Origin of the sequence: Burkholderia sp. Ac-20384, from assembly GCF_017104605.1 — a bacterium.
Lineage (GTDB): Bacteria > Pseudomonadota > Gammaproteobacteria > Burkholderiales > Burkholderiaceae > Burkholderia > Burkholderia lata.
Window position 1 is genome coordinate 32,600 of the sequence record NZ_JAAGPE010000031.1, and the last position, 24,863, is coordinate 57,462.

General features: G+C 63.0%; 24 protein-coding genes and 1 tRNA gene. 15 read left to right on the top strand and 10 right to left on the bottom strand.

All coding sequences use genetic code 11. The annotated features are described in order from the left end of the window. Positions 1-11: 11 nt before the first annotated feature. The 3 genes from G3O00_RS08565 (at position 12) to G3O00_RS08575 (ending at position 2,771) form a co-directional block, all read left to right on the top strand. A complete protein-coding gene (locus G3O00_RS08565) occupies positions 12-422 on the top strand; it encodes a hypothetical protein (RefSeq protein ID WP_206142704.1) in 411 nt (136 codons plus the stop codon). Continuing rightward, a complete protein-coding gene (locus G3O00_RS08570; RefSeq protein WP_206142705.1) occupies positions 419-1,780 on the top strand; it encodes a relaxase/mobilization nuclease domain-containing protein in 1,362 nt (453 codons plus the stop codon). The genes G3O00_RS08565 and G3O00_RS08570 overlap by 4 nt, the downstream gene beginning before the upstream one ends. 88 nt (positions 1,781-1,868) lie before the next feature. Continuing rightward, positions 1,869-2,771: a hypothetical protein gene (locus tag G3O00_RS08575; protein ID WP_206142706.1), complete on the top strand. Its 903-nt coding sequence runs from the start codon at positions 1,869-1,871 to the stop codon at positions 2,769-2,771. A 522-nt stretch (positions 2,772-3,293) separates the two neighbouring features. Here G3O00_RS08575 and G3O00_RS08580 read toward each other — a convergent pair. The 3 genes from G3O00_RS08580 to G3O00_RS08590 are packed head-to-tail and all read right to left on the bottom strand — an operon-like array spanning position 3,294 to position 5,654. Next, positions 3,294-4,130, bottom strand: coding sequence for a hypothetical protein (locus G3O00_RS08580; RefSeq protein WP_206142707.1), 837 nt, complete (start codon positions 4,128-4,130; stop codon positions 3,294-3,296). 10 nt (positions 4,131-4,140) lie between these two features. Beyond that, positions 4,141-4,797 carry a hypothetical protein gene (locus G3O00_RS08585; RefSeq protein WP_206142708.1) on the bottom strand — a complete coding sequence of 219 codons (657 nt, stop codon included), beginning with the start codon at positions 4,795-4,797 and terminating at the stop codon, positions 4,141-4,143. 11 nt (positions 4,798-4,808) lie between these two features. Next, positions 4,809-5,654, bottom strand: coding sequence for a hypothetical protein (locus G3O00_RS08590; RefSeq protein ID WP_206142709.1), 846 nt, complete (start codon positions 5,652-5,654; stop codon positions 4,809-4,811). Positions 5,655-5,763: 109 nt separating this feature from the next. Here G3O00_RS08590 and G3O00_RS08595 point away from each other — a divergent pair, with 109 nt between their 5' ends. Next, a complete protein-coding gene (locus G3O00_RS08595; protein WP_206142710.1) occupies positions 5,764-6,006 on the top strand; it encodes a helix-turn-helix transcriptional regulator in 243 nt (80 codons plus the stop codon). Positions 6,007-6,012: 6 nt separating this feature from the next. Here the strand turns inward: G3O00_RS08595 and G3O00_RS08600 are convergent, their stop codons facing one another. The 5 genes from G3O00_RS08600 to G3O00_RS08620 all read right to left on the bottom strand — a co-directional run bounded on the left by G3O00_RS08600 (position 6,013) and on the right by G3O00_RS08620 (position 11,963). Next, positions 6,013-7,473, bottom strand: coding sequence for a site-specific integrase (locus tag G3O00_RS08600; protein WP_206142711.1), 1,461 nt, complete (start codon positions 7,471-7,473; stop codon positions 6,013-6,015). 77 nt (positions 7,474-7,550) lie between these two features. Then, a tRNA-Met gene (locus G3O00_RS08605) sits at positions 7,551-7,627 on the bottom strand. A gap of 138 nt (positions 7,628-7,765) precedes the next feature. Next, positions 7,766-9,424 (bottom strand): MFS transporter, encoded by a 1,659-nt coding sequence (locus G3O00_RS08610; protein ID WP_011353089.1) that lies wholly within the window; start codon positions 9,422-9,424, stop codon positions 7,766-7,768. 236 nt (positions 9,425-9,660) lie between these two features. After that, positions 9,661-11,217 (bottom strand): sensor histidine kinase, encoded by a 1,557-nt coding sequence (locus G3O00_RS08615; RefSeq protein ID WP_206142712.1) that lies wholly within the window; start codon positions 11,215-11,217, stop codon positions 9,661-9,663. 17 nt (positions 11,218-11,234) lie between these two features. Then, positions 11,235-11,963, bottom strand: a complete 729-nt coding sequence (locus tag G3O00_RS08620; protein WP_041492943.1) for a response regulator transcription factor — start codon at positions 11,961-11,963, stop codon at positions 11,235-11,237. Between G3O00_RS08620 and G3O00_RS08625 the strand changes: the two genes are divergently transcribed. The 10 genes from G3O00_RS08625 to G3O00_RS08670 all read left to right on the top strand — a co-directional run bounded on the left by G3O00_RS08625 (position 11,962) and on the right by G3O00_RS08670 (position 21,323). Then, positions 11,962-12,102 (top strand): hypothetical protein, encoded by a 141-nt coding sequence (locus G3O00_RS08625; protein ID WP_206142713.1) that lies wholly within the window; start codon positions 11,962-11,964, stop codon positions 12,100-12,102. The genes G3O00_RS08620 and G3O00_RS08625 overlap by 2 nt on opposite strands. Positions 12,103-12,152: 50 nt before the next feature. Beyond that, on the top strand, positions 12,153-13,226 hold the full coding sequence (recA, locus tag G3O00_RS08630) for a recombinase RecA (RefSeq protein WP_041492942.1): 1,074 nt from the start codon (positions 12,153-12,155) through the stop codon (positions 13,224-13,226). Then, the gene (recX, locus tag G3O00_RS08635; RefSeq protein WP_206142714.1) at positions 13,226-14,095 is read left to right on the top strand and encodes a recombination regulator RecX; all 870 of its coding nucleotides are present in this window, start codon (positions 13,226-13,228) and stop codon (positions 14,093-14,095) included. Before recA ends, recX begins: the two co-directional genes overlap by 1 nt. 146 nt (positions 14,096-14,241) lie before the next feature. Beyond that, complete coding sequence (locus tag G3O00_RS08640; RefSeq protein ID WP_041492941.1) at positions 14,242-14,850, top strand: DUF2889 domain-containing protein; 609 nt, start codon at positions 14,242-14,244, stop codon at positions 14,848-14,850. A gap of 68 nt (positions 14,851-14,918) precedes the next feature. Further along, positions 14,919-16,085: an ADP-forming succinate--CoA ligase subunit beta gene (gene sucC, locus G3O00_RS08645; RefSeq protein ID WP_011353083.1), complete on the top strand. Its 1,167-nt coding sequence runs from the start codon at positions 14,919-14,921 to the stop codon at positions 16,083-16,085. A 66-nt stretch (positions 16,086-16,151) separates the two neighbouring features. Beyond that, positions 16,152-17,033, top strand: a complete 882-nt coding sequence (gene sucD, locus G3O00_RS08650) for a succinate--CoA ligase subunit alpha (protein WP_006477916.1) — start codon at positions 16,152-16,154, stop codon at positions 17,031-17,033. A 155-nt stretch (positions 17,034-17,188) separates the two neighbouring features. Then, positions 17,189-17,893: a TerC family protein gene (locus tag G3O00_RS08655; RefSeq protein ID WP_206142715.1), complete on the top strand. Its 705-nt coding sequence runs from the start codon at positions 17,189-17,191 to the stop codon at positions 17,891-17,893. A 97-nt stretch (positions 17,894-17,990) separates the two neighbouring features. Further along, entirely contained in the window at positions 17,991-18,587 is a 597-nt protein-coding gene (locus G3O00_RS08660) for a pilin (protein WP_011353081.1), read from the top strand. A 153-nt stretch (positions 18,588-18,740) separates the two neighbouring features. Continuing rightward, positions 18,741-20,519 (top strand): Wzy polymerase domain-containing protein, encoded by a 1,779-nt coding sequence (locus G3O00_RS08665; RefSeq protein WP_206142716.1) that lies wholly within the window; start codon positions 18,741-18,743, stop codon positions 20,517-20,519. A gap of 453 nt (positions 20,520-20,972) precedes the next feature. Continuing rightward, positions 20,973-21,323, top strand: a complete 351-nt coding sequence (locus tag G3O00_RS08670; protein WP_174930665.1) for a TonB family protein — start codon at positions 20,973-20,975, stop codon at positions 21,321-21,323. A 202-nt stretch (positions 21,324-21,525) separates the two neighbouring features. Here the strand turns inward: G3O00_RS08670 and G3O00_RS08675 are convergent, their stop codons facing one another. Next, positions 21,526-22,731: a hypothetical protein gene (locus G3O00_RS08675; protein WP_206142717.1), complete on the bottom strand. Its 1,206-nt coding sequence runs from the start codon at positions 22,729-22,731 to the stop codon at positions 21,526-21,528. Positions 22,732-22,821: 90 nt separating this feature from the next. Further along, positions 22,822-23,310, bottom strand: coding sequence for a cyclic pyranopterin monophosphate synthase MoaC (gene moaC, locus G3O00_RS08680; RefSeq protein ID WP_206142718.1), 489 nt, complete (start codon positions 23,308-23,310; stop codon positions 22,822-22,824). A gap of 275 nt (positions 23,311-23,585) precedes the next feature. Here moaC and G3O00_RS08685 point away from each other — a divergent pair. Then, positions 23,586-24,863 (top strand): M48 family metalloprotease (locus tag G3O00_RS08685; protein WP_206142719.1); only part of this gene is annotated, 1,278 nt, incomplete at its 3' end.

Here is a 24,863-nt window from a genome sequence, read left to right on the forward strand (position 1 = left end):
CAGGAGCCAATATGGAACAGATGCAATTTGACGAGGCGGGTGCCTCAGCAGTGAAGAAGCAAGCTGGACAGTCCGGCATAGATGGCAACATCCATCGCCGCAACCGTCGTGTCGAAATCCGGTTTAGCAACGAAGAGCGCGAAGAGCTTGCCCACCGTGCCATCGACGCAGGCTATACCAATCTTGCCCAGTATCTTCGCGAATCCGTGATGAACCCGGAAGCCAAGCCAGCAGATGGCGACGAGCAGGCATGGTTGCAGAACATCAACCGCATTGGCAACTACATTGCCGAGATAGCCGGACGACTCGATGAAGGCAAACAGCCTGACGATGAAATCCTGCTTGCCGTCATGCAGGTTCAGGAATATGCAGAAGATGTCTGGAAGACAGTAAAACAGAAAAGAAACACGGAAAAGGCATGATCGTCCGCGTGTTTAAAGCGGGGATTTCGCGTGGCGAGTCCCCTGTTAACTATCTATTGAGTGACCGAGACCACACGGGCCAGCCGCGTGCCGTTGCCCCAGAAGTATTGGAAGGCAGTCCTGACCTCACCGTTGCCGTTATCAACCGAATCCAGCGCAAGCATAAATATGTTTCCGGCGCGATTGCTTTCCGCGACAACGAGCAACCCAGTCGTGACCAGATGCGCGAAGTTATCCGGTCATTCAAGCAGACCATGTGTCCCGGACTTGGGCCTGAGCATTTCAATAACCTGTTCGTCCTGCACCGCGACAAGGGAAACACCGAGATTCACTTCGTCGTTCCGATGACCGAGATGACGACGGGCAAACGGATGAACATCCATCCACCGGGTCAGCAGAACATCAAGCTATACGAAGCCTTCACGCAGGTCATGAATCACCGCCTAGGCTACGCTCAGGTTGTGCCCGACCCGTTGAAGCTGGCCTTGAGTGATTTCGAGCGATACACGGTGGAAGGCAGGCAAGACCGCAGCAACAAGCTCTATCTGCACAAGCGACTGACGAAAGCCATCCGTTCCGGTCAAATCGCCAACCGTGCGCAACTGTGTGATTTTCTTGTTGAGCAATACGGTGTAGAGATAACACGGAAAGGCACCGATTATCTGTCGATGAAATTTCCCGGTGCCCAGAAGGCGAAGCGTTTTCGTGGCCCACTCTACCGGGCAGATTCTGACTACAGCAAGCTCGTTCAATCGGCACGCGACACGAAGACGGAACACCGCCTATCGCCCACCGAATACAGGCAGGCAGAGAACACCCTACGCCAGCTTGTTGAAGCCCGCCGTCAATTCAATGTCCGAGCCTATCTGTCGCCGCGCATGGTGCGATCTGAGCGAGTGAAGATGAACCGCCTTGAGCGACAGAGCACGGCAGTCCAATCCATAACCATACCAACAACCATAAAGGATAACCGTATGAAAGAGAATAAACCAGAACAGTCCGCCGACAACCAGCAGAGAGACGATTCATCGCCAATCAAGTATGAGAACAAGCCCGGTGTGATGAAGACGATAAAGACGATGCGCGACCAGTCGGTAATGGGTGACCGTGCTAACATGACCAGTGACTTCGGCATCGCCGGACTCATGGCGAGCCTTTCCGATATTGAATCTAGTATCAACGCCGCGGTTTCCGAAATGAACAGCGCGAGAAGCCCGGAACAGAAAGCTAGTGCTGAGAGGAAAGTGATGGCCCTGATGGAACGCAAGCGACGACTGGAATTGCAGCTTGCCCGAGCTAGACAGCGACAACTCAACATGGCGAGCGGAACTGTTCGGGTGTCCGGACAGGGCAAGTAATCAGGTCGGACATCTACCCCGGACAGGCTGAAAGCCTTGTCGGATAGGGCTGCGTCCGGGGTGTCCAACGTGTCCAGGGAGGAAAGGAATGAGCGGTCTGATGCCATACGTTTCCGATGTCTTTGATTTCCTGAAGTCGGTGCCCAATGTAGTATGGTCAGGAATAGTGGGGTCGCTGATCACCGTTGTCGGCGTGTTGTTAACGAATGTCGGTCTTTCTCGAAGACATCGGCAACAACTACAGCATACTGCGACCGAAAGCGCGCTGAAACGCAGTCACGAGTCTGCCGAAAAAGCCTTGGATCGCAAGATGCAGTTACGACGCGATGTGTATATTCCAGCGATAGAGGGCGTATTCTCTGCACTTCATGCGCTTGGATCAATGGCTGATCCGTCGGTGCCACGCGCCGACGCGAACAAAAAATATTCCGAGGCGATCGCAACTATTGGGAAAGTGAACGGAGTTGCGGAGGCGAAGACCGTTGCCGTTGTCAGCGAGCTATTAACATTGCTGTTAGCGATGAATTTTGCTCTTTCGATCAAGCGCGGTGCAATTGAGCGATCCCATGGCCAATGGTTGGCGAATAATGGCACTGTGGATCGGGCGGTGCAGGAACATGGTCGTTGGGTTCAGATCCAAACTTCAATGCTGTTTGAGGGGCCACCGGATCCAAGGAAGTGGGATTTTGTTCAAAGCCAAATTAACTTTCAGCAAGGCCAAATTGACGAATGGTCAAGGACGAGGGATGGTAGCATTGCTCAGCTACAAGTGGCGCAGATTGAATTTCTTAAAGAATTGGCCACGTATCAGCCTCAGGTCACCAATCTTTCTACGCAAGCAAGCATTGCTTTGCGGACCGAGTTAGCTTTTGCAGACGAAAATCTACATCTTATCGAGAAAGTTTTAACTGAAAGGGGTGAAAAGGCCCGACAGATTGTGCTGGACGTAATTGCAAATACTGAGGGCGAACTGGCTGCGATCAAACGTTAGGTTCTGCTTTGGGTAGTCCAATAAGTGTAAAGACGCTTTCCAGCCCACTCCGGAAGCAATAGATTGTGCCACGCTGCAAAGGCAGAACTTCTACCAGCGGAATCGAAACGAGGTAGGCGCCATGCGCGTAGACTCGTTGATTCGACAATTGCTAGCTCACCTTCAGGGATGAGTGCGATTTCAAGGCTCGGGGGAAGGGGGCTGGCGTTTCGAAGCTCACTGCCAACTTGGACCTCGCCGATTGGGTCGTGACATCAGCGACATCATATCTCGGTCTTTTCGATCCGCACTACCGGTTTGGTTGACAGCCTTCCGTTTTACCCCGGACGCATCGGCCACCCCGGACACAGCCTTATCTGACAAGGGTTTCAGCCTGTCCCGGGTAAATGTCCAACTGATGATTGTTTCCCGAGGTCGGACAGATAGACGGAACGGCTTACCCACCGCTTTCTAGCTCATGGCCTTCACAGGTGGCCGCTTCGAAATCCGTGGATAAGCCGTTCAAAATGGACGACGGCGGGTCTATCGCGACAATTGGTTCACCTGATGCGCGGCAGCCCTGTCCAGTGCTTCGGCGATGTCGCGTGCGCCTTCACCCCTCACTTCCTTCGTGATCGCGATTTCCCGCCCCTTCGTCGTGATGTATGCGTAGGAATCTGTGGTGCTCAGTGGTCCACGGTTTGCCTTGCGTGTCGTGCTTGTCCATCCGAATGAATCGATATCGGCGTATGTCATGGCATGCTGTCCCCAACGGACGCCCTCACGCTCCACACTAATGGTCGCCGTTTTCCAGTTCAGCCGATAGAACACGATGATCGGCAGAAAGAACACAACGAACAGAGCCAGTAAGCCCATGATAAAACCATGGTTGACGCCGAAATAGAGCGAGGCAAAAAGGCCGGTAATGAGCAGAATTCCCCCAGGCACGGCAATTACCAAGTCGGCAGCAACGAAGTTGATTCGCCGTTGGCGGAAAGTGATATCTACGGTTCCATCGGGGCGAGTCGTGACCTGACAAGCCTGATCGAATTTGACAGTCGTTTCCATAGTAGTCCTATTTTTATCGAGTCGCGCTTTTCGCTTTCTGGAAATGCGTATGACTTGCCAGATGAACCAAAGCGGGCTAGCGAACAACATGCCGAAGTAGAGCAACGAGCCAAGACGCAGAAAGCCGTAATGTCCCGCATACCGGTCAACGAACCACATCGGAATGACGAACGGAAAAAGGCGAAGCAACAGCCATGCGATTGCCAGCGGGTAATCAATCACGGCTTTGCTGAGCCAGTCGCCGGTATCGGTGATATCAAGGGTTTCAATAACCCGTTCATTCAGCGAAAACTGCTTTTTTTCAGCGGGCATGGCTCGCCTCTCAGTTCGCCATCTGTGAAGCCGACGGCATGGACACAACCCACGCACGATGATCGTCACCGTTATCCGCGATGTCATAGCCCATCGCAAACATAAACTGCGCGAACAGGTTCATGCCGTTCGTGCCCGCGAAGGAAGAGACATAGCCCGAGCCTTGCGGGAAGTTGTTCTTCGGCGGATTCGGTCCATTCGTTCGTCGCGCGCCGGTGTTGGCACCTTGAGCCAATGAGCCAGCCCACAGCAGGAATTGACCGGTGTCGGCGGATACCGTGTTGTTCGGGATGTCGTTTCCGCAGAACTTCGCACCGTTATAGCTTTGGCTGTGCTTCGCGTCATGCCACAGCACCACGGACACATTCATGCAGTAGTTCGACCCATACGAATACCGACTACCCATGTTGGTCGCAATGCTGTTGATGTAGGCATTGGCCGGCAGGCTGTTGATGGTGATGGCAGCACGGGGCCAGCCGTTGCCGTTGTCCTGCATGACGTGATACAGGCCAGATTCCTTGAAATGTCCAGGTGCAGGCACGGCACCCACTGAAGTCAACCCACCTTTCAGCCCATCGGTAAGCTGAGAGACGGCACCGCCGATATCGGGTGCATTGGCACATCCGGCGAGAGCCAGAGCGACGCAGACGGGAAGAATGTTCTTCATGTTGTATGCCTCTATCGTGCAATCGTCATGGTCGAGATGACGGTCATCGGCGGATTCGCGTAGAGCGTCTTGAGAACCGGATAAGCCCGGTCAGTGCACAGTGCCCCATTGCAGTTCCCGCCGCTGCCTTCGCCGAAGCCGTCAAAGTGATTGGTCAGACCTAGGGCATGCAGCAGTTCGTGCTCAACCAGTGGTTCAAACGGCTGGCAGTTGGCGTTGCTGAAATCGACATCCACATTGAAGGTCGCACGCGGATCGATGAGCGGGCTGGAATCCACTTCGGCTTGCCAGTCGGCAGCAAGAGGCGGATCGATGGAATAGGCCGGATCGACCCATTCGCCGAACATGTTCTGCTTATTCGCGTAAAGCTCGCCGCAGTTATTCGGCTCACTCGTGCCCTGGGTCGGCGGGGTCTGGTTGTTGAAGATGACACCCCGCGTCACCGAAGCCGGGTTCGTCGTCGCCGGAAGCCGGTTGAAGAGCGTTTTGCCCGCCGCCGCTTCAAGGTTGTTCAGTGCCGTGGTCAGTTCAGGGCGGTTACTCGTGTCGAGCACCGGAATCAGCCCATCGCGCTCGATGTTCCAGCGATAGGAATGAACACCGTCCACACCACCCTTATACGGGTTGCCGACCGAGCCGTAGGCCTGTGAGGTGTCCCAGATCGGCGTGTTGCTCGTCGTACTCTGGCTTGTCGCGATATCGGCCAGGATTTGCGCGTCGGTCGGCACAACCGGCGAGGATGCCCCGTTACTCGATGAACTGGTCTGAGTGCCGCTGCTGTTGTTGCTGCTTCCACCGCCACCACCGCATGCGGCCAACGACACCGCCGCCACTGCTATCGCCAACTTCGCCTTCATTCCGCCCCCGTTTCTGGTTGATTGGTAACGGCGTTAACCGTGCTCGGGCGGATAATAGCGCAAAATAGGCCAAAGTGGCCTATTCAGGGGAAGCGGGGAGCATTGCGACATGCTTCCATCCGTTCATCACCCACGATACAAGGCTCTTCGAGCGCACCTGAAAGCCCTGAGAAAGGGCGCAGGACTCACTCAAGTCGAGTTAGCTCAACGCCTGAAGGTGGATCAGTCGTATCTATCGAAGATTGAGCGCGGCGAGCGCTATATGGACGTTTTGTTTTATTTGGATTGGTGCCGCGCTTGTGACGTTTTGCCCGACCAAGCCGTGGTAAAACTGGTCGAAGCAGGGGGGTAGCCCGTCCTACCAAAACAACTTGATCGGGAAGGATGCTTTGTCGATAGCATCCTTCAAGATTTCCAGCGGTTTCTTCTTCTGATAGTGCTTGAAGTGCGGGCTTGAGAAATCGATCTTGCCTTGCTCATAGTGTCCGACCAGTCCCATGATGATGGCCGGATGAACGTTCTCGTTCGTGACGGCGTTAATGAAATTCGACCGGAACGAATGGAACACCTTGCGCTCGTCGGTGATCCCGCGCGTATCCAGATATTGTCCGAACCGGCGAGAGGTATTCCTTGAGTAGCCATTCTTGCCTTTCGTCAGGTGAGGGAAAAGCTGTATGCCGCCGCTTGCTTTGACGCTTTCGATGTAGTCGAAAAAGCCGGACTGAAGCACCACTTCAGGAATGGGGATTTTCCGGACTGAATTGATGTTCTTGGCGACATCCTCTTGTATGTCGAACACCCACACGCCATCGGCCTTGAAGATGCGATCCACTGGCAGGCTCGTCAGTTCTTCAAGGCGGGCACCTGTGTAGAGGGCGAGGAACGGCAACCAGTAGTAATCCGGCTTGTCCATGAAGGCACGGTATGCGCTTTCCTCGAAGACAACGGCAAGCTCTTCTTCGGTGAACGGCTGGTAAGACTTGACTTGCTGTTTCAGCTTCGCCTTGGTCGAAATCTTCACCCTTTCGAATGGATTGGTTGTGAAGTAGAGGTTGTTATCGGCGGCATACTCGAAAAGCGACCGCATGAACGAGCAGCGGGCATTAATCCCGCTCGCCGACACTGCTTTGCCGATCAGCCGGTTCTTGTAGGCGATGGCTTCCTGAGGCGTATAGGCGTTGATGTCCAGATCACCAAAGAAGCTCTGGAATTCGTTGTAGATGCGCTCTTTGTCATAGAGCGTTTTGGGAACGTTATCGAGCTTCTTTTCGTTCAGGTAGAGCGTGACTACGGCGCTGAACTTCTCGCTGATTTGCTTCGGTGCCTGGGACTGTTGCTGGTGCTGCTGGATGAAGGCGGCCTTTTCCCGTTTGATATAGGCAGCCTGTTCCGCCACCGGAAGCGCCATGCTCGCCCGCACGATTTTCCCCATCTGCGCACCCATCGCCTCGGCAGTGAGTCCGGGGTTGGCAGCCTCAAAGGCAGCTTTCTTGTCGTCAAGTGCGGCATCGAACTGGGCTTCTGATTTGAAGCCCATGTTCTGAAGAATGTCCTTCACGATCCCAACGTCGTCGGCCTTGATGTCCTTGAAGCTGATTTCCCCGGTCGGGCTGATGTTCAGATCGAGCTTCCGCAGGTCTTTGTTGTTGAGGTCAAAAGGTTCGGCCATGGCAAGCTGAAGATTCAGTGACAGAGCCGAAATTCTAGCTTGATGGAAATCTTTGGTTCCGAGAGAGCGGCGGATTTTCCGCTTGTTCTGGATGACGCGAAGGTAGTAGACGCCGTGACGCGAGCGGTAGAGACGGGGCAACTTGTGCATGGGAATGACCCACCAAGTGACCCACCGAATGAGAAAAGCCCCATGTAACCGATTGATTACATGGGGCTTTTTGCAACTGGTGGCGAATCAGGGATTCGAACCCCGGACCTGCGGATTATGATTCCGTCGCTCTAACCGACTGAGCTAATTCGCCGAAGAAATGAATTATGGAGAATGCCGGCTTTGCTGTCAACACCTTTTTTCATCATCCGTGAAAAAGGTGCCGGCGGCCCGTGCCGGCCTTGTTGCGGACGATCGCCGTGCACCACCGGCAACCGTCCGCTCATCCACCTCAATCCTGTGCGTAGATGTTCGAGTCCTTCGTCTCCTTGACGAACAGCAGCCCGATCACGAACGTGGCCAGCGCGATCACGATCGGATACCAGAGGCCCGAGTAGATGTCGCCTTTCGCGGCGACGATCGCGAACGCGGTGGCCGGCAGGAAGCCGCCGAACCAGCCGTTGCCGATGTGATAGGGCAGCGACATCGACGTGTAGCGGATCCGCGTCGGGAACATCTCGACCAGCATCGCCGCGATCGGGCCGTAGACCATCGTCACGTAGATCACGAGGATCGTCAGGATCACGATCGTCATCGGCCAGTTGAGCTGTGCCGGGTCCGCCTTCGCCGGGTAGCCGGCCGCCTTCAGCGTCGACGCGAGGGTCTTGTCGAACGCCGCACCCTGCGCCTTCGCGTCGGCCGCCTTGCCTTCATAGGCGGGGACCACCGTGTCGCCGACCTTGATCTGGGCTGTCGCGCCAGCCGGTGCCGCGACGTTCTCGTAGTTCAGGCCGGCCTTCGCGAGCGCGCTCTTCGCGACGTCGCACGAGTTCGTGAACTTCGACGTGCCCACCGGGTTGAACTGGAACGAGCAGGCGGCCGGATCGGCGATGACCGTGATCGGCGCCTTCTGCGTCGCGAGTTCGAGCTGCGGGTTCGCGTAGTGCGTGAGCGCCTTGAACAGCGGGAAGTAGGTCAGCGCCGCGATCAGGCAGCCCGCGAGAATGATCGGCTTGCGGCCGATCTTGTCCGACAGCGAACCGAAGAACAGGAAGAACGGCGTGCCGATCAGGAGCGCGATCGCGATCAGGATGTTCGCGCTTGCGCCGTCCACCTTCAGCGTCTGCGTGAGGAAGAACAGCGCGTAGAACTGGCCCGTGTACCACACGACGGCCTGGCCGGCGGTCAGGCCGACGAGCGCGAGGATCACGATCTTCAGGTTCTTCCACTGGCCGAACGCTTCGGTCAGCGGTGCCTTCGACGTCTTGCCTTCCGCCTTGATGCGCAGGAACACCGGCGATTCGTTCAGCTGCATCCGGATCCACACCGACACCGCGAGCAGCAGGATCGACGCGACGAACGGCACGCGCCAGCCCCAGTTGCCGAACGCTTCCTCGCCGATCAGCGTGCGGATGCCGAGGATCACGAGCAGCGACAGGAACAGGCCGAGCGTGGCGGTCGTCTGGATCCACGCGGTGTAGAAGCCGCGACGGTTGGCCGGCGCATGCTCGGCGACGTAGGTCGCCGCGCCGCCGTACTCGCCGCCGAGCGCGAGGCCCTGCAACAGCCGCATCGCGATGAAGATCACGGGCGCGGCGATGCCGATCGACGCGTAGCCGGGCAGGAAGCCGACCACGAACGTCGAGAGGCCCATGATCACGATCGTCACGAGGAACGTGTGCTTGCGTCCGACGAGGTCGCCGAGCCGGCCGAACACGATCGCGCCGAACGGCCGCACCGCGAAGCCGGCCGCGAAGCCGAGCAGCGTGAAGATGAAGGCGGCAGTTGGATTGACACCGGAGAAGAAACTCTTGCTGATGTAGGCCGCGAGCGAGCCGGCCAGGTAAAAGTCGTACCACTCGAACACGGTGCCGAGCGACGACGCGAAGATCACCTTCTTCTCTTCGCCCGTCATCGGCGCGTGCGAAATTTGCCCGCCTAACGTTGCCATGAGTCGTCTCCAAGTCCCTTGATATAGATGTGCGGCCGCCTTGGGTGAGCGGGCCTGTCGAGGATTATTGGTACGGAAACTTACGGCCGACTGACTCGCGCGTGCAAAACGACTGCAGGTTAACCCGCGCTGGATCGGTTGTTTTGTGTGCCTATCGTGCTGCGAAGTGCTTTTAACGTCCGGCAAATTGCCGATTTCGGCGCAATCTCGTCGTGCCGCGGTGGCGCGCGTCAGGGTTAATCCGGGGCCGCTTCGGTCAGCGGCAGGCTGACCCGCACGAGCGTGCCGGCGAGGCGCGGTGCGTGCTGGTAGACGTGATCGTCGAGCATCAGCGTGCCGCCGTGCTGCGTGGCGATCTCGCGCACGATCGCGAGCCCGAGGCCGCTGCCGTCGCCTTCGCGGCCGAGGATCCGGTAGAAGCGCTCGACGACGCGTTCGCGTTCGGCGGCCGGGATGCCCGGCCCCGTGTCCTCGACCTCGAGATGCACGCGCCGTGCCGCGGGCTCGGCGCGCACGCGCACCGTGATGCGGCCGCCGTCCGGCGTATAGCGGATCGCGTTGTCGATCAGGTTGCCGAGCATCTCGCGCAGCATCACCGGATTGCCGTCGACGTCGAGCGGCGTATCGTCCGGCGGGTCCGGTGGGCCTTCGTAGCCGAGATCCATCCGTTTCGCGAGCGCGGCCTGTACCCAGTCGCGCACCGCGCGCCGCGCGAGCGTGGCGATCTCGACCGGCTCGAACGTCAGCCCGCTCGCGCGGTTCTCGGCGCGCGCGAGTGCGAGCAGTTGCGTGACGAGCCGCGCGGCCTGCTCGGAGCTCGTCGCGATCTGCTCGAGCGAGCGCTGCACGTCGGGCGGGACGGGGTGGCGCAGCGCGAACTCGGCCTGCGTGCGCAGGCCCGCGAGCGGCGTCTTCATCTGATGGGCGGCGTCGGCGATGAAGCGCTTCTGCAGCGCCATGTTCTGTTCGAGACGGGCGAGCAGGTCGTTGAACGACGTGACGAGCGGCTCGATCTCGGGCGGCGCGCGCTGCGCCTCGACCGGCGACAGGTCGTCGGGCCGCCGCGCGCGGATGTGCGCCTGCAGCGCGTTGAGCGGCGCGAGCCCGCGCGACAGCCCGAACCAGACCAGCAGGATCGCAAGCGGCAGGATCACGAACTGCGGCAGGATCACGCCCTTGATGATGTCGTTCGCGAGCGCGTTGCGCTTGTCCAGCGTTTCGCCGACCTGCACGAGCACGGGCTGCGGGCTGCCCGATTGCGGCAGCGCGACCGTCGTATACGCGACGCGCACGTCGTTGCCGCGCAGCAGGTCGTCGCGAAACATCACGACGCCTGGCGGCGGGCGGTCCTCGTCGCGCGGCAGCGGCATGTCGGCTTCGCCCGCGACCAGCTCGCCGCGCGTGCCGAGTACCTGGAAGTAAACACTGTCGACGTTGTCCGCGCGCAGGAAGTCACGGGTCTGCTCCGGCAGCGTCAGCTCGGCGACACCGTTCACCGGGTGAATCTGGCGGGCGAGCACATAGGCGTTGGTTTCGAGCGCGCGATCGAACGGGCCGTTCGCGATCGTCTTTGCGACCAGATAGGTGACGGCGATGCTCATCGGCCACAGCAGCAGCAGCGGGGCGAGCATCCAGTCGAGGATCTCGCCGAACAGCGAGCGCGGGCGCGGTGCCTCGGGCGCATCGGTTTCGTCGGGCGGCGCGAACGGGTTCTCGTAGCGCGCGTCGCGCGCCTCGTCGGCGGCCGACGACGGCGCGCCGGTCGGGTGGCGGGGATGGGCCGGCGTGGCCATCGCGGCGACGCCCGGGCTCAGCGCAGCGGCGTGCCGGCCACCGCGGGCTGGGGCGCGGCCGTGTCGGCCGGCGCGGCGGGCGCGACCTTCTCGAGGCAATAGCCGAGGCCGCGCACGGTCGAGATCCGTACGCCGCTGGGTTCGATCTTCTTGCGCAGCCGGTGCACGTAGACTTCGATCGCGTTGTTGCTGACTTCCTCGCCCCATTCGCAGAGATGGTCGACGAGCTGCTCCTTCGACACGAGCCGGCCGATCCGCTGCAGCAGCACCTCGAGCAGGCCGAGCTCGCGCGCGGAGAGGTCGAGCACGTGATCGTTCGCATACGCGATCCGGCCGACCTGGTCGAACGCGAGCGAGCCGTGGCGCACGACGGTCGGGCCGCCGCCCGCGCCGCGCCGGGTCAGCGCGCGTACGCGCGCTTCGAGCTCGTTGAGCGCGAACGGCTTGGCCATGTAGTCGTCGGCGCCGAGGTCGAGCCCCTTCACGCGCTCGTCGACGCTGTCGGCGGCCGTCAGGATCAGCACGGGGAGATTGGAATTGCGGGCGCGCAGGCGCTTGAGCACGTCGAGCCCGGGCATTTTCGGGAGCCCGAGATCGAGGATCAGCAGGTCGAATGTCTGCATCGACAACGCGGTATCGGCGTCGACACCGGTCTTCACGTGGTCGACTGCATAGCCCGATTGGCGGAGTGACCGGGTGAGGCCGTCCGCGAGTATGCTGTCGTCTTCCGCGATGAGAATTCGCATGGTGCTGACCGATGGCCGGCAGGGCGTTTGCGCCGGCCGGCTGTCTCCGAAGTTATTCGTGTACAACGCAGCCTGCATTGCGGGCTTGCACAAAACACTGTTTTTTTATACAGTGTCTGCATTCGTGGGCGGCGCTTGAAAGCGGGCGCGCCTCTAACAGACGCTGCTCATCATAGCAAAGGACGATTCATGGAAGATAGCAAGAAGGGCTCCGGGATGACCGCCGAGAAGAGCAAGGCGCTGGCCGCCGCGCTTGCCCAGATCGAAAAGCAGTTCGGCAAGGGCTCGATCATGCGCATGGGCGACGGCGAGGCGACCGAGAACATCCAGGTCGTGTCCACGGGCTCGCTCGGTCTCGATATCGCGCTCGGCGTCGGCGGCCTGCCGCGCGGCCGGGTGGTCGAAATCTACGGTCCGGAATCGTCCGGTAAAACCACGCTCACGCTGCAGGTCATTGCCGAACTGCAGAAGATTGGCGGCACCGCAGCGTTCATCGACGCCGAGCACGCGCTCGACGTTCAATATGCAGCGAAGCTCGGCGTGAACGTGCCGGAGCTGCTGATCTCGCAGCCGGACACCGGCGAGCAGGCGCTTGAAATCACCGACGCGCTGGTGCGCTCGGGCTCGATCGACATGATCGTCATCGACTCGGTCGCGGCGCTCGTGCCGAAGGCCGAAATCGAAGGCGAGATGGGCGATTCGCTGCCGGGTCTGCAGGCCCGCCTGATGTCGCAGGCGCTGCGCAAGCTGACCGGCACGATCAAGCGCACGAACTGCTTGGTGATCTTCATCAACCAGATCCGGATGAAGATCGGCGTGATGTTCGGCAACCCGGAAACCACGACGGGCGGTAACGCGCTGAAGTTCTACTCGTCGGTGCGTCTCGACATTCGCCGGATCGGCTCGATCAAGAAGAACGACGAGGTGATCGGCAACGAAACCCGCGTGAAGGTCGTCAAGAACAAGGTGTCGCCGCCGTTCCGCGAAGCGATCTTCGACATCCTGTATGGCGAAGGCATTTCGCGTCAGGGCGAGATCATCGATCTCGGCGTGCAGGCGAAGATCGTCGACAAGGCGGGCGCCTGGTACAGCTACAACGGCGAGAAGATCGGTCAGGGCAAGGACAACGCGCGTGAATTCCTGCGCGAGAATCCGGAAATCGCACGCGAGATCGAGAACCGCATTCGCGAATCGCTTGGCGTGGTCGCCATGCCTGATGGTGCAGGCCAGGACGAAGCCGAGGCGATGGACGAAGAAGAGTGATGGTCGGGCGCCGAGGTCAGGCTGGCGAGCCGGAGGAGAGCGACACGCCCGAAACGGCGGGCCGCTCCGGCCGGCGAACCGGATCCTCGAGCGCCGATCGGCGGGGCGCAGGCAGCAATGCCGCGAACCGCACCGCGACGAGGGCATCCGACGATGCCCTCGTTTCGTTTGAGATTGCCGCACCGGACGATCCGTTCGACGACGATGAATCGTTCGACGCGCACGACCGCTCCCGCCGTCGTGTTTCCGGTGTCAGCTTCCCGGGCGATCGCGCAGCCGATGCATCGGCGCCGGCGAGGGAAGATGTCTATACGCGCAGCAGCCAGCATCCACGCCGCACACGTCGCGCGTCGGGTGCTTCTTCCAGTGCTTCGTCAGGTGACGCTCCGGGCAGTACCGAGCGCAAGTCGTCGAAGCCGCAACGATCGTTGAAGGGCCGCGCGCTCGGCTATCTGTCCAGGCGCGAATACAGCCGCACCGAACTCGCGCGCAAGCTCGCGCCTTACGTCGGCGAAGACGAATCCGTCGACCCCGTGCTCGATGCGCTGGAACAGGAAGGCTGGCTATCCGATGCGCGCTTTGCGGAGAGTCTCGTGCATCGTCGCGCGTCGCGTGTGGGCGTCGCGCGCATCGTCAGCGAGCTGAAGCGTCATGCGGTGGGCGATACGCTCGTCGAGGAAGTGAATACCCAGCTCCGCGAGACCGAATGGGCGCGTGCGCAAGCGGTCTGGCGCAAGAAATTCGGTGCACTGCCGCAAACGCCGGCCGAGCGTGCGAAGCAGGCACGCTTTCTCGCCGCACGCGGCTTCTCGAGTGCGACCATCGTGAAGTTGCTGAAGGTCGGCGACGATTTCCCGATCGACGACTGACCGCACCGATCGCGCGCGTGGCGCGCGATTTTGCTGCAATGCAACCGCTTCCGGACAGGCGGGAATACCCGCCGTCGCGTCAATCTGTCTCAAATACCCAATATGCTAAAATCCATGGGTTTTCCTCTTCGGCCTCAACCTCCAGCATGCCGCTATCCGAGCCCGTGCCCCGTCAGTTGCGACATCAACGCGCAATCCGAGCGGAAGCGTACGAGCGCGGCGACGGCTTGTGGGACATCGAAGCCTGCCTGACCGACCACAAGCCGCGCGATGTCGCGCTTGCGTCGGGCATCCGGCCCCAGGGCCTGCCGATCCACGAACTCTGGCTGCGCGTGACTATCGATCGTGACCTCAATGTCGTCGACGCCGAAGCGTCTTCGGAATGGGTTCCCTATCCCGGTCACTGTCAATCCGCCTCTCCCGCCTATCGGGCCCTTATTGGGCTCAATCTCTTCCGCAATTTCCGCCGCAACGCGAACCGGCTGCTCGCCGGTGTCGCAGGCTGCTCCCATCTCACCGAACTGTGCGCCGTGCTGCCGACGGCAGCGATCCAGGCGTTCGCTGGTGATGTGTGGAACGTGCGCGAGGAGGGGGGCGAAGGGCCGGATCATGGCGGCGTGCACGACGAAGCGCCTTTCCAGCTCGGCCGCTGCCGGGCGTTGCGGTTCGACGGCGAGGTCGTGCGGCAGTACTACCCGCGCTGGTATGGCGCGAGCCGGCCGGACGTGCCCGGTGAAGGCAGCACGAAGGAATGAACGGAAATCATTCGAAGAAGCGTCTAAAGCGACTTTTCATCCAACTCTCAGACTGAAGGGAATCACGCATGAAGATTCACGAGTACCAGGGTAAGGAAATCCTGCGGAAATTCGGAGTCGCGGTACCGCGCGGCAAGCCGGCGTTCTCGGTTGACGAGGCCGTCAAGGTGGCAGAAGAGCTCGGCGGCCCGGTATGGGTCGTGAAGGCTCAGATTCACGCAGGTGGCCGTGGCAAGGGCGGCGGCGTGAAGGTGGCGAAGTCGATCGAGCAGGTTCGCGAATACGCGAACCAGATCCTCGGCATGCAGCTCGTCACGCACCAGACCGGTCCGGAAGGCCAGAAGGTCAACCGTCTGATGGTCGAAGAAGGCGCCGACATCAAGCAGGAACTGTATGTCAGCCTCGTCGTCGATCGCGTGACGCAAAAGATCGTTCTGATGGGTTCGAGCGAAGGCGGCATGGACATCGAAGAAGTTGCCGAAAAGCACCCGGAACTGATCCACAAGGTCATCGTCGAGCCGTCGACGGGCCTGCTGGACGCGCAAGCCGACGACCTCGCCGCGAAGATCGGCGTGCCGGCTGCTTCGATTCCGCAAGCACGCGCAATCCTGCAAGGCCTGTACAAGGCATTCTGGGAAACCGACGCATCGCTGGCTGAAATCAACCCGCTGAACGTCTCCAGCGACGGCAAGGTCATCGCACTCGACGCGAAGTTCAACTTCGACTCGAACGCGCTGTTCCGCCATCCGGAAATCGTCGCGTACCGCGACCTGGACGAAGAAGATCCGGCTGAAATCGAAGCGTCGAAGTTCGACCTCGCGTACATCTCGCTCGACGGCAACATCGGCTGTCTCGTGAACGGCGCAGGCCTGGCGATGGCGACGATGGACACCATCAAGCTGTTCGGCGGCGAGCCGGCGAACTTCCTGGACGTCGGCGGTGGCGCGACGACCGAGAAGGTCACGGAAGCGTTCAAGCTGATGCTGAAGAACCCGGATCTGAAGGCGATCCTCGTGAACATCTTCGGCGGCATCATGCGCTGCGACGTGATCGCGGAAGGCGTGATCGCCGGTTCGAAGGCCGTGAACCTGAACGTGCCGCTCGTCGTGCGCATGAAGGGCACGAACGAGGACCTCGGCAAGAAGATGCTGGCCGATTCGGGCCTGCCGATCATCTCGGCGGACAGCATGGAAGAAGCTGCCCAGAAGGTCGTCGCGGCTGCCGCAGGCAAGTAAGCGCGCTATTGAACACGCTGGCGGCGCGGTTTGTACGCGACGCCAATCGAACAGAGGTCAAAATACATGTCGATTCTGATCAACAAGGACACGAAGGTCATCACGCAGGGCATTACCGGCAAAACCGGTCAGTTCCATACGCGCGCCTGCCGTGAATACGCAAACGGCCGCGAAGCATTCGTCGCGGGCGTGAACCCGAAGAAGGCCGGCGAAGATTTCGAAGGCATTCCGATCTACGCAAGCGTCAAGGAAGCGAAGGCAGAAACCGGCGCGACCGTGTCGGTCATCTACGTTCCGCCGGCAGGCGCAGCAGCTGCGATCTGGGAAGCGGTCGAAGCCGATCTGGATCTCGCGATCTGTATCACGGAAGGCATCCCCGTCCGCGACATGATCGAAGTGAAGGACCGCATGCGTCGCGAAGGCCGCAAGACGCTGCTGCTCGGGCCGAACTGCCCGGGTACGATCACGCCGGACGAACTGAAGATCGGCATCATGCCGGGTCACATCCACCGCAAGGGCCGCATCGGCGTCGTGTCGCGTTCGGGCACGCTGACGTATGAAGCGGTTGCCCAGCTGACGGCACTCGGCCTCGGCCAGTCGTCGGCAGTCGGTATCGGCGGCGATCCGATCAACGGTCTGAAGCACATCGACGTGATGAAGATGTTCAACGACGATCCGGATACGGACGCAGTCGTGATGATCGGCGAAATCGGTGGTCCGGACGAAGCCAATGCGGCAGAGTGGATCAAGGACAACATGAAGAAGCCGGTCGTCGGCTTCATCGCGGGCGTCACGGCGCCTCCGGGCAAGCGCATGGGCCACGCCGGCGCGCTGATCTCGGGCGGTGCGGATACGGCCGAAGCGAAGCTGGAAATCATGGAAGCGTGCGGCATCACCGTCACGCGCAACCCGTCGGAAATGGGCCGTCTGCTGAAGAAGGCGCTGTAATATTTCCCCTGGGTTCGTCCTGCAGAAAACGCCGGCTTTGCCGGCGTTTTTTGTTATGCTCGCGCAATGAATTCGTAAGCACCGGGCATGCATCGCGCATGTGCCGGCGATGAACCGGGTCGCCCGCGGGCGGCCGCTGTCCTGCCCGTCACGCCATGCTCGAATTCCTGACGTCGCTCCACTGGGGCGCCGTTCTCCAGATCATCATCATCGATATCCTGCTCGGCGGCGACAACGCGGTCGTCATCGCGCTCGCATGCCGCAACCTGCCTGCGAACCAGCGGCTGCGCGGCGTCATCTGGGGTACTGCGGGGGCGATCCTGCTGCGCATCGCGCTGATCACGTTCGCGGTCGCACTGCTCGACGTGCCGTTCCTGAAACTCGGCGGCGGGCTGCTGCTGCTGTGGATCGGCATCAAGCTGATGGCGCCGGCCGGCGATGCGCACGACGACATCAAGCCGGCCAGCCAGCTGTGGGACGCCGTGAAGACGATCGTGATCGCCGATGCGGTGATGAGCCTCGACAATGTGATCGCGATCGCGGGCGCGGCCGAACAGGCCGACCCGTCGCACCGGATCGCGCTCGTGATCTTCGGGCTCGTCGTCAGCGTGCCGATCATCATGTGGGGCAGCACGCTGGTGCTGAAGCTGCTCGACCGTTTCCCGGTCGTCGTGGCGTTCGGCGCCGGGCTGCTCGGCTGGATCGCGGGCGGGCTGATCGTGAATGACCCGGTCGGCGACCGCTGGCCGGTGCTCGATACGCCGGAGGTCCTCTACGGCGCGAGCATCGCGGGCGCGCTGTTCGTCGTGGCGATCGGTTACACGCTCAGGAAGCGCCGCGACGTACCGCACGCGCACTGACACTGGCCGTCCGGCCGACTGCCGGATTCACGGCCCGCTGGCTACGATCGAGACGCCTGCCTTTACCGGCAGGCGTTTTTCGTTTCCGGAGCCTGCCATGTTCGAAGCTTTTTCCGTTTCCCTGTTCCGTCGCGTGGCCGCCGATCTGCGGCGCGCGAACCGGCCGTCGCCGCGCTGGCGGCCGGCCGGCTTTACGCTGATCGAACTGATGATCGTGCTGGCGATCGTCGGCGTGATCGCAGCCTATGCAATTCCCGCGTACCAGGATTACCTTGCGCGCTCGCGCGTCGGCGAGGGGCTCGCGCTTGCGTCGTCCGCGCGGCTCGCCGTTGCCGACAACGCCTCGAGCGGCGCGAGCCTCGACGGCGGCTACAGCCCGCCGGCCGCGACCCGCAACGTCGAATCGGTTGCGATCGACGGCGAGACCGGCCAGATCACGGTCGCATTCACCACGCGCGTCACCGCGGCCGGCGCCAATACGCTGGTGCTCGTGCCGTCCGCGCCCGACAAGGCCGATGCGCCCACCGCCCGCGTGCCGCTCAAAAAGGGCGCGATGCAAGCCGGTGCGATCGCGTGGGAGTGCTTTGCGGCCGGCAAGGATGCGTCGTCGCTGCCGGCACCGGGAGCCGGGCCATTGCCGGGTGACGCCGCGACGTTGCCGGCGAAATATGCACCGGCGGAGTGCCGCGCGTAGTGCCGCTGGCGGAGCAGGGCTGCGCGGGCGGCATGCCGCCCGCCGCTTCATCCGGTCGTGACGGCCGCGCCGCGTCGGGTCGCGGCGCGAAGGCCCCGCACAGAGGGGGGAAAGTTTTGTATAGTGCGCCGGTTGCTGACATCCGGTTCGCTCATGCCTTCTACTTTTTCCCGTTCGTTGCCGCTCGTTGCGCTGGCTGTCGCCCTGATCGTGCCGTACGCGATCACGAATCACACGTATCCGATCCCGACTTTCTATTCCGAGTTTTCCGCGCTGGTGCTGTATCTGCTGGTGGGGGTGTCCGTCGTGCTGCTCGCGCGCACGGGCCGCCCGGCCGAGCCGTTCGCCGCGCCGGCCGCGTTCGTCGCGCCGCTCGGGTTCGCCGTGGTGCTCATCGCGCAGGTCGCGCTGATCCCGCTCAAGGTGCCGTCGATGAACTGGCTGGCGGTTGGCTATCTCGCCGCCGCGCTGGTCGCGATGCAGGCCGGCTATACGCTCGCGCGCGATGGGCTGGCCGAGGTCGTGTCGCGGATGATGGCCGGCGCGCTGCTCATCGGCGGCGTGTTCGCGGTCGGAACGCAAATCGTGCAGTTGTTCCACCTCGAGTCGGCGCTGTCGCCGTTCGTCGTGATGTACAACGTCGCGGTCGATCGCCGGCCGTACGGCAACATGGCGCAGGCGAACCATCTGGCCAGCTACATCGCATTCGCGCTCGCGGGCGCGCTGTATCTCGTGCAGACGCGCCGGCTCGCGGTATGGGCGTGGCTCGCGCTGTCGATCGTGCTGTCGGTCGGCCTTGCGCTGACGGTGTCGCGCGGGCCGTGGCTGCAGGTCGCGGTGATGGTCGTCGCGGGTTTCTGGATGGCGTGGCTCGAATCGCGCCGCGCGCCGGGCAATGCGCGCGCGTGGGCGATCCCGGTCGTGCTTGCGGTGGCGTTCATCGCGGTGAACGTCGCGGTGCGCTGGGCGAACGTCCACTACCACCTGGGTCTCGCGGAATCCGCGGCTGACCGGATGCGTGACGCGGGGCAGATCGCGCCGCGCCTCGCGCTGTGGAAGTACGGGCTCGCGATGTTCCGCGAGCATCCGCTGCTCGGCGTCGGCTGGGGCGAGTTCCCGTCGCACCAGTTCGCGCTCGTGCGCTCGCTCGGCGGCGTCGAGATCGCGAACAACTCGCATGACATCTTCATCGACCTGCTCGCGAAGTCCGGCCTTGTCGGCCTCGGCGTGCTCGTCGTCGCGCTCGTGACGTGGTTCGCGCGTGCGGTGCGCGCGCCGCAGTCGAGCATGCGCGTGTTCGGCTTCGCGCTGATCGGCATCCTGCTGATGCACGCGCTGGTCGAGTATCCGCAGCAGTACATGTTCTTCCTGTTGCCGGCGATGTTCGTGATCGGGCTGCTCGAGGTGAAGCCGCTGCGCATCCTGCCGGGGCGTGCGGCATTCGGGCTGTTCGCGGTGCTGTCGGTCGGCGGCGTGCTGGCGGCGGTGCCGGTGCTGCGCGACTACCAGCGCGCGGAAGTGCTGTACTACGGCAGCGATCCGGCCGCGCAATACCGCGATGCGCCGTCGCTGCTGTTCGGCGCGTGGGGTGAATACGGCGCGGCCACGCTGCTCCCGATTTCGGCGGATGACCTGCCGGCCAAGCTCGCTGCGCATGAGCGTGCGATCGCGCTGCTGCCGGGCGAGACGGTGCTGCGCCGCTATGCGGCGCTGCAGGCGCTGGCCGGCCGCGAGGCCGACGCGCTCGACACCGTCGCGCGCCTGCACGTGTTTGCGAAGGAGTTGAAGGACTGGCCGCAGCAACTGGCGGCGCTGTACAAGCTGTGCGACCAGCAGCCGGCGCTGAAGCCGTTCAAGGCGGCAGTCGTCGCGAAGTACGGCGAAGTGCCGGCCGATGCGGCCGACGACGAGGACGACGACGATTCGGATTGATGCGTGCAGCGCGTGCCGGAACGGGGAATGCCGGCATGTACTGCGCCGTGAGGAAGCCGTGGTGCGCGTCGGGCGTGAGCGCCCGGCGCGAACCCGGCGAATCCGGCCGCGCATCGATTACCTCGCGGATTGCGGGGATTCCGGCTGAAGGCGCGGCGATTCGCGTCAACCATTGTCAAATCGCCGCCGCTCGACGGGCCGCGCGTGCACAATGCGCGAAAGTGCTTGCGAGCCGGCCCGTGTGGGGCGGGGCACACAGCAAACACGGGCAATACCCGGCCACCGGGGAAGTCCGCCACGCAGGATCGCGGCCGAGCATCGATCGGCCGTGCGGCCGTAACGGGGCGCCGGTCCGATGGCCGCGGCGCAGTGGGATGCATGCGATGCGGCCGGGCGACGTTTCCGGTGCGCGGCGCGTGCGTCCGGAACAGTATTGAAGAACGATATTCGACCATGGCTATTCGCTCGACCTACCTGATCCTGCCCGCCGTTGCGATGCTGTTTTCCGGCTGCGCGATGCTGTCGTCGTCGCAGGAAAGCAAGCTGACGTGCCACATTCCGCGCGCCGTCTATCCGGATACCGCAAAGCCGCTTACGCGCCCGGCGACCGTGCTCGTGCGCGCGCTGATGACGACATCCGGCGAAGCGCAGAACGTCACCGTGACGACGAGCAGCCGCAATGCGGCGGCCGACCGCGCGGCCGTCGACGCGATGACGCACGCGACCTGCGTGCAGACGGGCGCGACCGCGAACCCGTTCCTGCTGACCCAACCGTTCGTGTTCGAGCCGCAGCGCGGTAACTGACGAACCGGGGGCCTACGTACGGTGCGGTGCTGCGGCGTCAGGGTCGTGCCGCGGCACGTTGGCTTTGGCGCGTCCTGTAATCTGAATCGGGCGTCGTGAAGCCGTTGGCCTCCTGGTGGATCGAGCCGTCCAATTTTTCTACCGCCGCGCATGGCCGTCGACAGTCGATACGCGCGGCCGTTGCAGCACGCTCGCCCCACGTTCAGTGCTGCGGCATCAGGTTCGCGCCGCGGCAAGCGGGCTCGGCCGCCGTGCTCAGCCCAAGCAGCGTGAACCCGTTGCGCTCCTGGCGAATCAGCGCATAGTGCCGCGCGACCGTTTCCCCAGTGGAGCCCGTCAGATCGAGTTCGACCTGAAAGCGGTCCTTGCTGTCCGAGCAGCCGCGCACCGGGCCGTACGCGAACCCCCGGTCGGCCGCCTTGCTGGCCTTTTCGAACGCCTGCCGACCTTTCAGCGCGGCCGCTGCGGCGGCGGGCTCGCTCCATTCGCGCGCCAGCGCATCGTCCGCCTTCAGCCATTCGTCGACGAAATCGCGGCCGTTGAGCGCAACGGGCTGTACGCGCTGCACGGTGCCGCCGTCGACGCGATAGCGGAAGACGCCCGGCCGCGTCATCACGTCACTGTCCCTCGAGCCGACGGTCGCGCGAACCTCGAAGCCGTCGGGGCGTACCTTGAACCGGATCGGGTTTTCGTCGAGTACGTAGCTGTTCTCCGAATGGAACACCGTGCGTTGCGCAGCCGAGCCGTTGGCCGGTGCGATCACGTCCGCGGCGAACTGGCTCCAGCGCGACGCACACCACGGCGTGCCGTGGACGACCGCGACCTGTCCGCCGGGCAGCGCCGAGAACCAGAAACCGCTGCCGTACGCGCCGCCGATGTCCTTGTAGTCGTCGGCCTGCCAGCGCAGCACGCGCCGCCAGGCGCCGTTTTCCCATGCATACGCGGTCAGCAGGTTGTCGTCGCCGCATGCGATGTCGAAGCCGGCGCGCACGAACAGCAACGGGCGGGACGTGCCGCCGCGTTCGACGTCGACGTCCGGATTGCGGCCGAACGCCGATTCGCCGTCTTTCGGCTGGACGGGCCGGGCCGGCACGCCGAGCGCGGCCGCGAGCGTGCGCTTCAGTGCGGCCGGGTCGACTTGCTCGTCGCTGCACGCGAGCCGCGCGTCGATCGTGCCGACGAGCGCCTGCTTGTACGCACGCAGCGCGTCGCGCAGCGGCGGCGGAATGTCGACGCCGCCGCCGTCGCTCGGCGGAATACGGATCTGCTGGACGCGATGCTGCGCGTCGATGGCCGCGCGCGCGGCGGTGTCGGCGGCGGGGCAGGCGCCGGCGGCCGATGCGATGGACGGCAACAGGGAGAGCGCGCACAGCAGCGGCGCGCCGAATTTCAGCGTGAGGTTCTTCATTCGTGATGGGTTTTTCTGGCTTTTATCGTTCGAACGGGGCCTCGCTACGGCCGACGATGCCCCGTGAATGGCTGCTGTTGCTGTTGGCGCTTAACCTGTCGTGTCTTCCGCCTTCCAGTCCCCCGACTTTCCGCCGCGCTTCTCGCGCACGCTCACATCGGTGATCACCATCCCGCGATCGACGGCCTTGCACATGTCATAGACGGTCAGCAGCCCGACCTGCACGGCAGTCAGCGCTTCCATCTCGACGCCGGTGCGGCCGAACGTCTCGACCTGCACGACGCAGTGGACGCCCGGCAGCGCGTCGTCGAGTTCGAAGTCGACGGCCACGCGCGTCAGTGCGAGCGGGTGGCACAGCGGGATGAGATCGGCCGTGCGCTTGGCACCCTGGATGGCTGCGATGCGCGCGACGCCGAGCACGTCGCCTTTCTTGGCCCTGCCGTCGCGGATCAGCGCGAACGTAGCCGGCAGCATCCGGATCGTGCCGCGCGCGATCGCGATGCGTTGGGTTTCCTGCTTGCCGCCGACGTCGACCATGTGCGCATGGCCGGCGGCATCGAAATGGGTGAGTCCTGACATGTCATGCTCCAGTGGAACGGTGTGCTCGCGCGAGCACGTCCCTCGATCCTGCTTCGCGATCGGGCAGGGCGCCGTATCCAGTTCCCCGCGCCCCGATCCGATCCAACGTTTCAACGGGCGCCTATCATAGCAGTGGCATTCGCGGCGCCGGGTATGCAGATGGCGCGCATGCCGCACGGGACAGTCGCGATGTCGCCGGTACAATGACCCGAATATTCAGACCAAACGCCGCGATGCGCGCCCGGCGCGCGGGACGGCGTCGTTTTCATCCTGCCATGCGTGTCAAACAGTTGCTTGCCGTGTCGCTGTCGGTGGCGCTCGCATTGCCGCCGAGCGGCCATGCGCAGAGTGCGTCCGCGCCGCCGCTCGAATCGGCGGCCGGCGGCGCCCGGTCGATTTCCACTGTGCCGTCCGGCATCGCGGCCGGCGTGTTCGGCACGTACGGCGGGGCGGAGAGCCGGTTTTCGGACACCGGCGGCGCGTCGGCGCCGGCCGCGAGCCTGCGGGCGCCGCTTCGCTCGCTCGAGCTGCCCGACCTGGGCGACGGTTCCGGCGGTTCGCTGACGCCTCAGGCCGAGCGCCGGCTCGGCGAGCGCGTGATGCGCGAAGTGCGGCGCGATCCCGACTATCTCGACGACTGGCTCGTGCGCGACTACCTGAACGCGATGGCGGCGCGGCTCGCGGCCGCGGCGGCCGCGCGCTTCATCGGCGGCTACACGCCGGACTTCGACCTGTTCCCGGTGCGCGATCCGCAGATCAACGCATTCTCGATGCCGGGCGGCTTCATCGGGATCAACAGTGGCCTCGTCGTCACGACACAGACGGAGTCGGAACTCGCATCGGTGGTCGGCCACGAGATGGGGCACGTGCTGCAGCGGCACATCGCGCGGATGATCGGTGCGAACGAGAAAACCGGCTATACGGCGCTCGCGACGATGCTGCTCGGCGTGCTGGCCGGCGTGCTCGCGAGAAGCGGCGACCTCGGCAGTGCGATCGCGGTGGGCGGGCAGGCGTATGCGGTGGACAACCAGCTGCGCTTTTCGCGATCGGCCGAGCGCGAGGCCGATCGCGTCGGTTTCCAGCTGCTCGCGGACGCGGGCTATGACCCGTACGGGATGCCGGGCTTCTTCGAGCGGCTCGACCGCGCGTCGATGGGCGATGCGGGCGTGCCGGCGTACGCGCGCACGCATCCGCTGACCGGCGAGCGGATCGCCGACATGGAGGATCGCGCACGCCGCGCGCCGTACCGGCAGCCGCGCCAGTCGCCCGAATACGGCTTCGTGCGCGCGCGGCTGCGCGTCCTGCAGAACCGCACGCCGACCGACATCGCGGCCGAGGCGCGGCGGCTGCAGTTCGAGATCGACGATCGCACCGCGCCGAACGTCGCGGCGAACTGGTACGGCATTGCGCTCGCGGATGCGCTGCTCGGCGAGTACGACGCCGCCGGAAAGGCACTTGCGTCGGCGCGCAGCGCGTTCGACGCGCGCGAGCGGCGTGAGGACGATCCGGCGGCGAGTTCGCCGAGCCTCGACGTGCTGGCCGCCGACATAGCG

Coding starts and splice junctions, on each gene's coding strand:
- G3O00_RS08665 (WP_206142716.1), top strand. CDS start 18,741: ATGCCTTCTACTTTTTCCCGTTCGTTGCCGCTCGTTGCGCTGGCTGTC.
- G3O00_RS08660 (WP_011353081.1), top strand. CDS start 17,991: ATGTTCGAAGCTTTTTCCGTTTCCCTGTTCCGTCGCGTGGCCGCCGAT.
- sucC (WP_011353083.1), top strand. CDS start 14,919: ATGAAGATTCACGAGTACCAGGGTAAGGAAATCCTGCGGAAATTCGGA.
- recX (WP_206142714.1), top strand. CDS start 13,226: ATGGTCGGGCGCCGAGGTCAGGCTGGCGAGCCGGAGGAGAGCGACACG.
- G3O00_RS08610 (WP_011353089.1), bottom strand. CDS start 9,424: ATGGCAACGTTAGGCGGGCAAATTTCGCACGCGCCGATGACGGGCGAA.
- G3O00_RS08575 (WP_206142706.1), top strand. CDS start 1,869: ATGAGCGGTCTGATGCCATACGTTTCCGATGTCTTTGATTTCCTGAAG.
- G3O00_RS08625 (WP_206142713.1), top strand. CDS start 11,962: ATGGTGCTGACCGATGGCCGGCAGGGCGTTTGCGCCGGCCGGCTGTCT.
- G3O00_RS08655 (WP_206142715.1), top strand. CDS start 17,189: ATGCTCGAATTCCTGACGTCGCTCCACTGGGGCGCCGTTCTCCAGATC.
- G3O00_RS08615 (WP_206142712.1), bottom strand. CDS start 11,217: ATGGCCACGCCGGCCCATCCCCGCCACCCGACCGGCGCGCCGTCGTCG.
- moaC (WP_206142718.1), bottom strand. CDS start 23,310: ATGTCAGGACTCACCCATTTCGATGCCGCCGGCCATGCGCACATGGTC.
- G3O00_RS08600 (WP_206142711.1), bottom strand. CDS start 7,473: ATGCACAAGTTGCCCCGTCTCTACCGCTCGCGTCACGGCGTCTACTAC.
- G3O00_RS08565 (WP_206142704.1), top strand. CDS start 12: ATGGAACAGATGCAATTTGACGAGGCGGGTGCCTCAGCAGTGAAGAAG.
- G3O00_RS08580 (WP_206142707.1), bottom strand. CDS start 4,130: ATGCCCGCTGAAAAAAAGCAGTTTTCGCTGAATGAACGGGTTATTGAA.
- G3O00_RS08595 (WP_206142710.1), top strand. CDS start 5,764: ATGCTTCCATCCGTTCATCACCCACGATACAAGGCTCTTCGAGCGCAC.
- G3O00_RS08675 (WP_206142717.1), bottom strand. CDS start 22,731: ATGAAGAACCTCACGCTGAAATTCGGCGCGCCGCTGCTGTGCGCGCTC.
- G3O00_RS08570 (WP_206142705.1), top strand. CDS start 419: ATGATCGTCCGCGTGTTTAAAGCGGGGATTTCGCGTGGCGAGTCCCCT.
- G3O00_RS08620 (WP_041492943.1), bottom strand. CDS start 11,963: ATGCGAATTCTCATCGCGGAAGACGACAGCATACTCGCGGACGGCCTC.
- G3O00_RS08585 (WP_206142708.1), bottom strand. CDS start 4,797: ATGAAGAACATTCTTCCCGTCTGCGTCGCTCTGGCTCTCGCCGGATGT.
- G3O00_RS08670 (WP_174930665.1), top strand. CDS start 20,973: ATGGCTATTCGCTCGACCTACCTGATCCTGCCCGCCGTTGCGATGCTG.
- G3O00_RS08590 (WP_206142709.1), bottom strand. CDS start 5,654: ATGAAGGCGAAGTTGGCGATAGCAGTGGCGGCGGTGTCGTTGGCCGCA.
- G3O00_RS08640 (WP_041492941.1), top strand. CDS start 14,242: ATGCCGCTATCCGAGCCCGTGCCCCGTCAGTTGCGACATCAACGCGCA.
- sucD (WP_006477916.1), top strand. CDS start 16,152: ATGTCGATTCTGATCAACAAGGACACGAAGGTCATCACGCAGGGCATT.
- recA (WP_041492942.1), top strand. CDS start 12,153: ATGGAAGATAGCAAGAAGGGCTCCGGGATGACCGCCGAGAAGAGCAAG.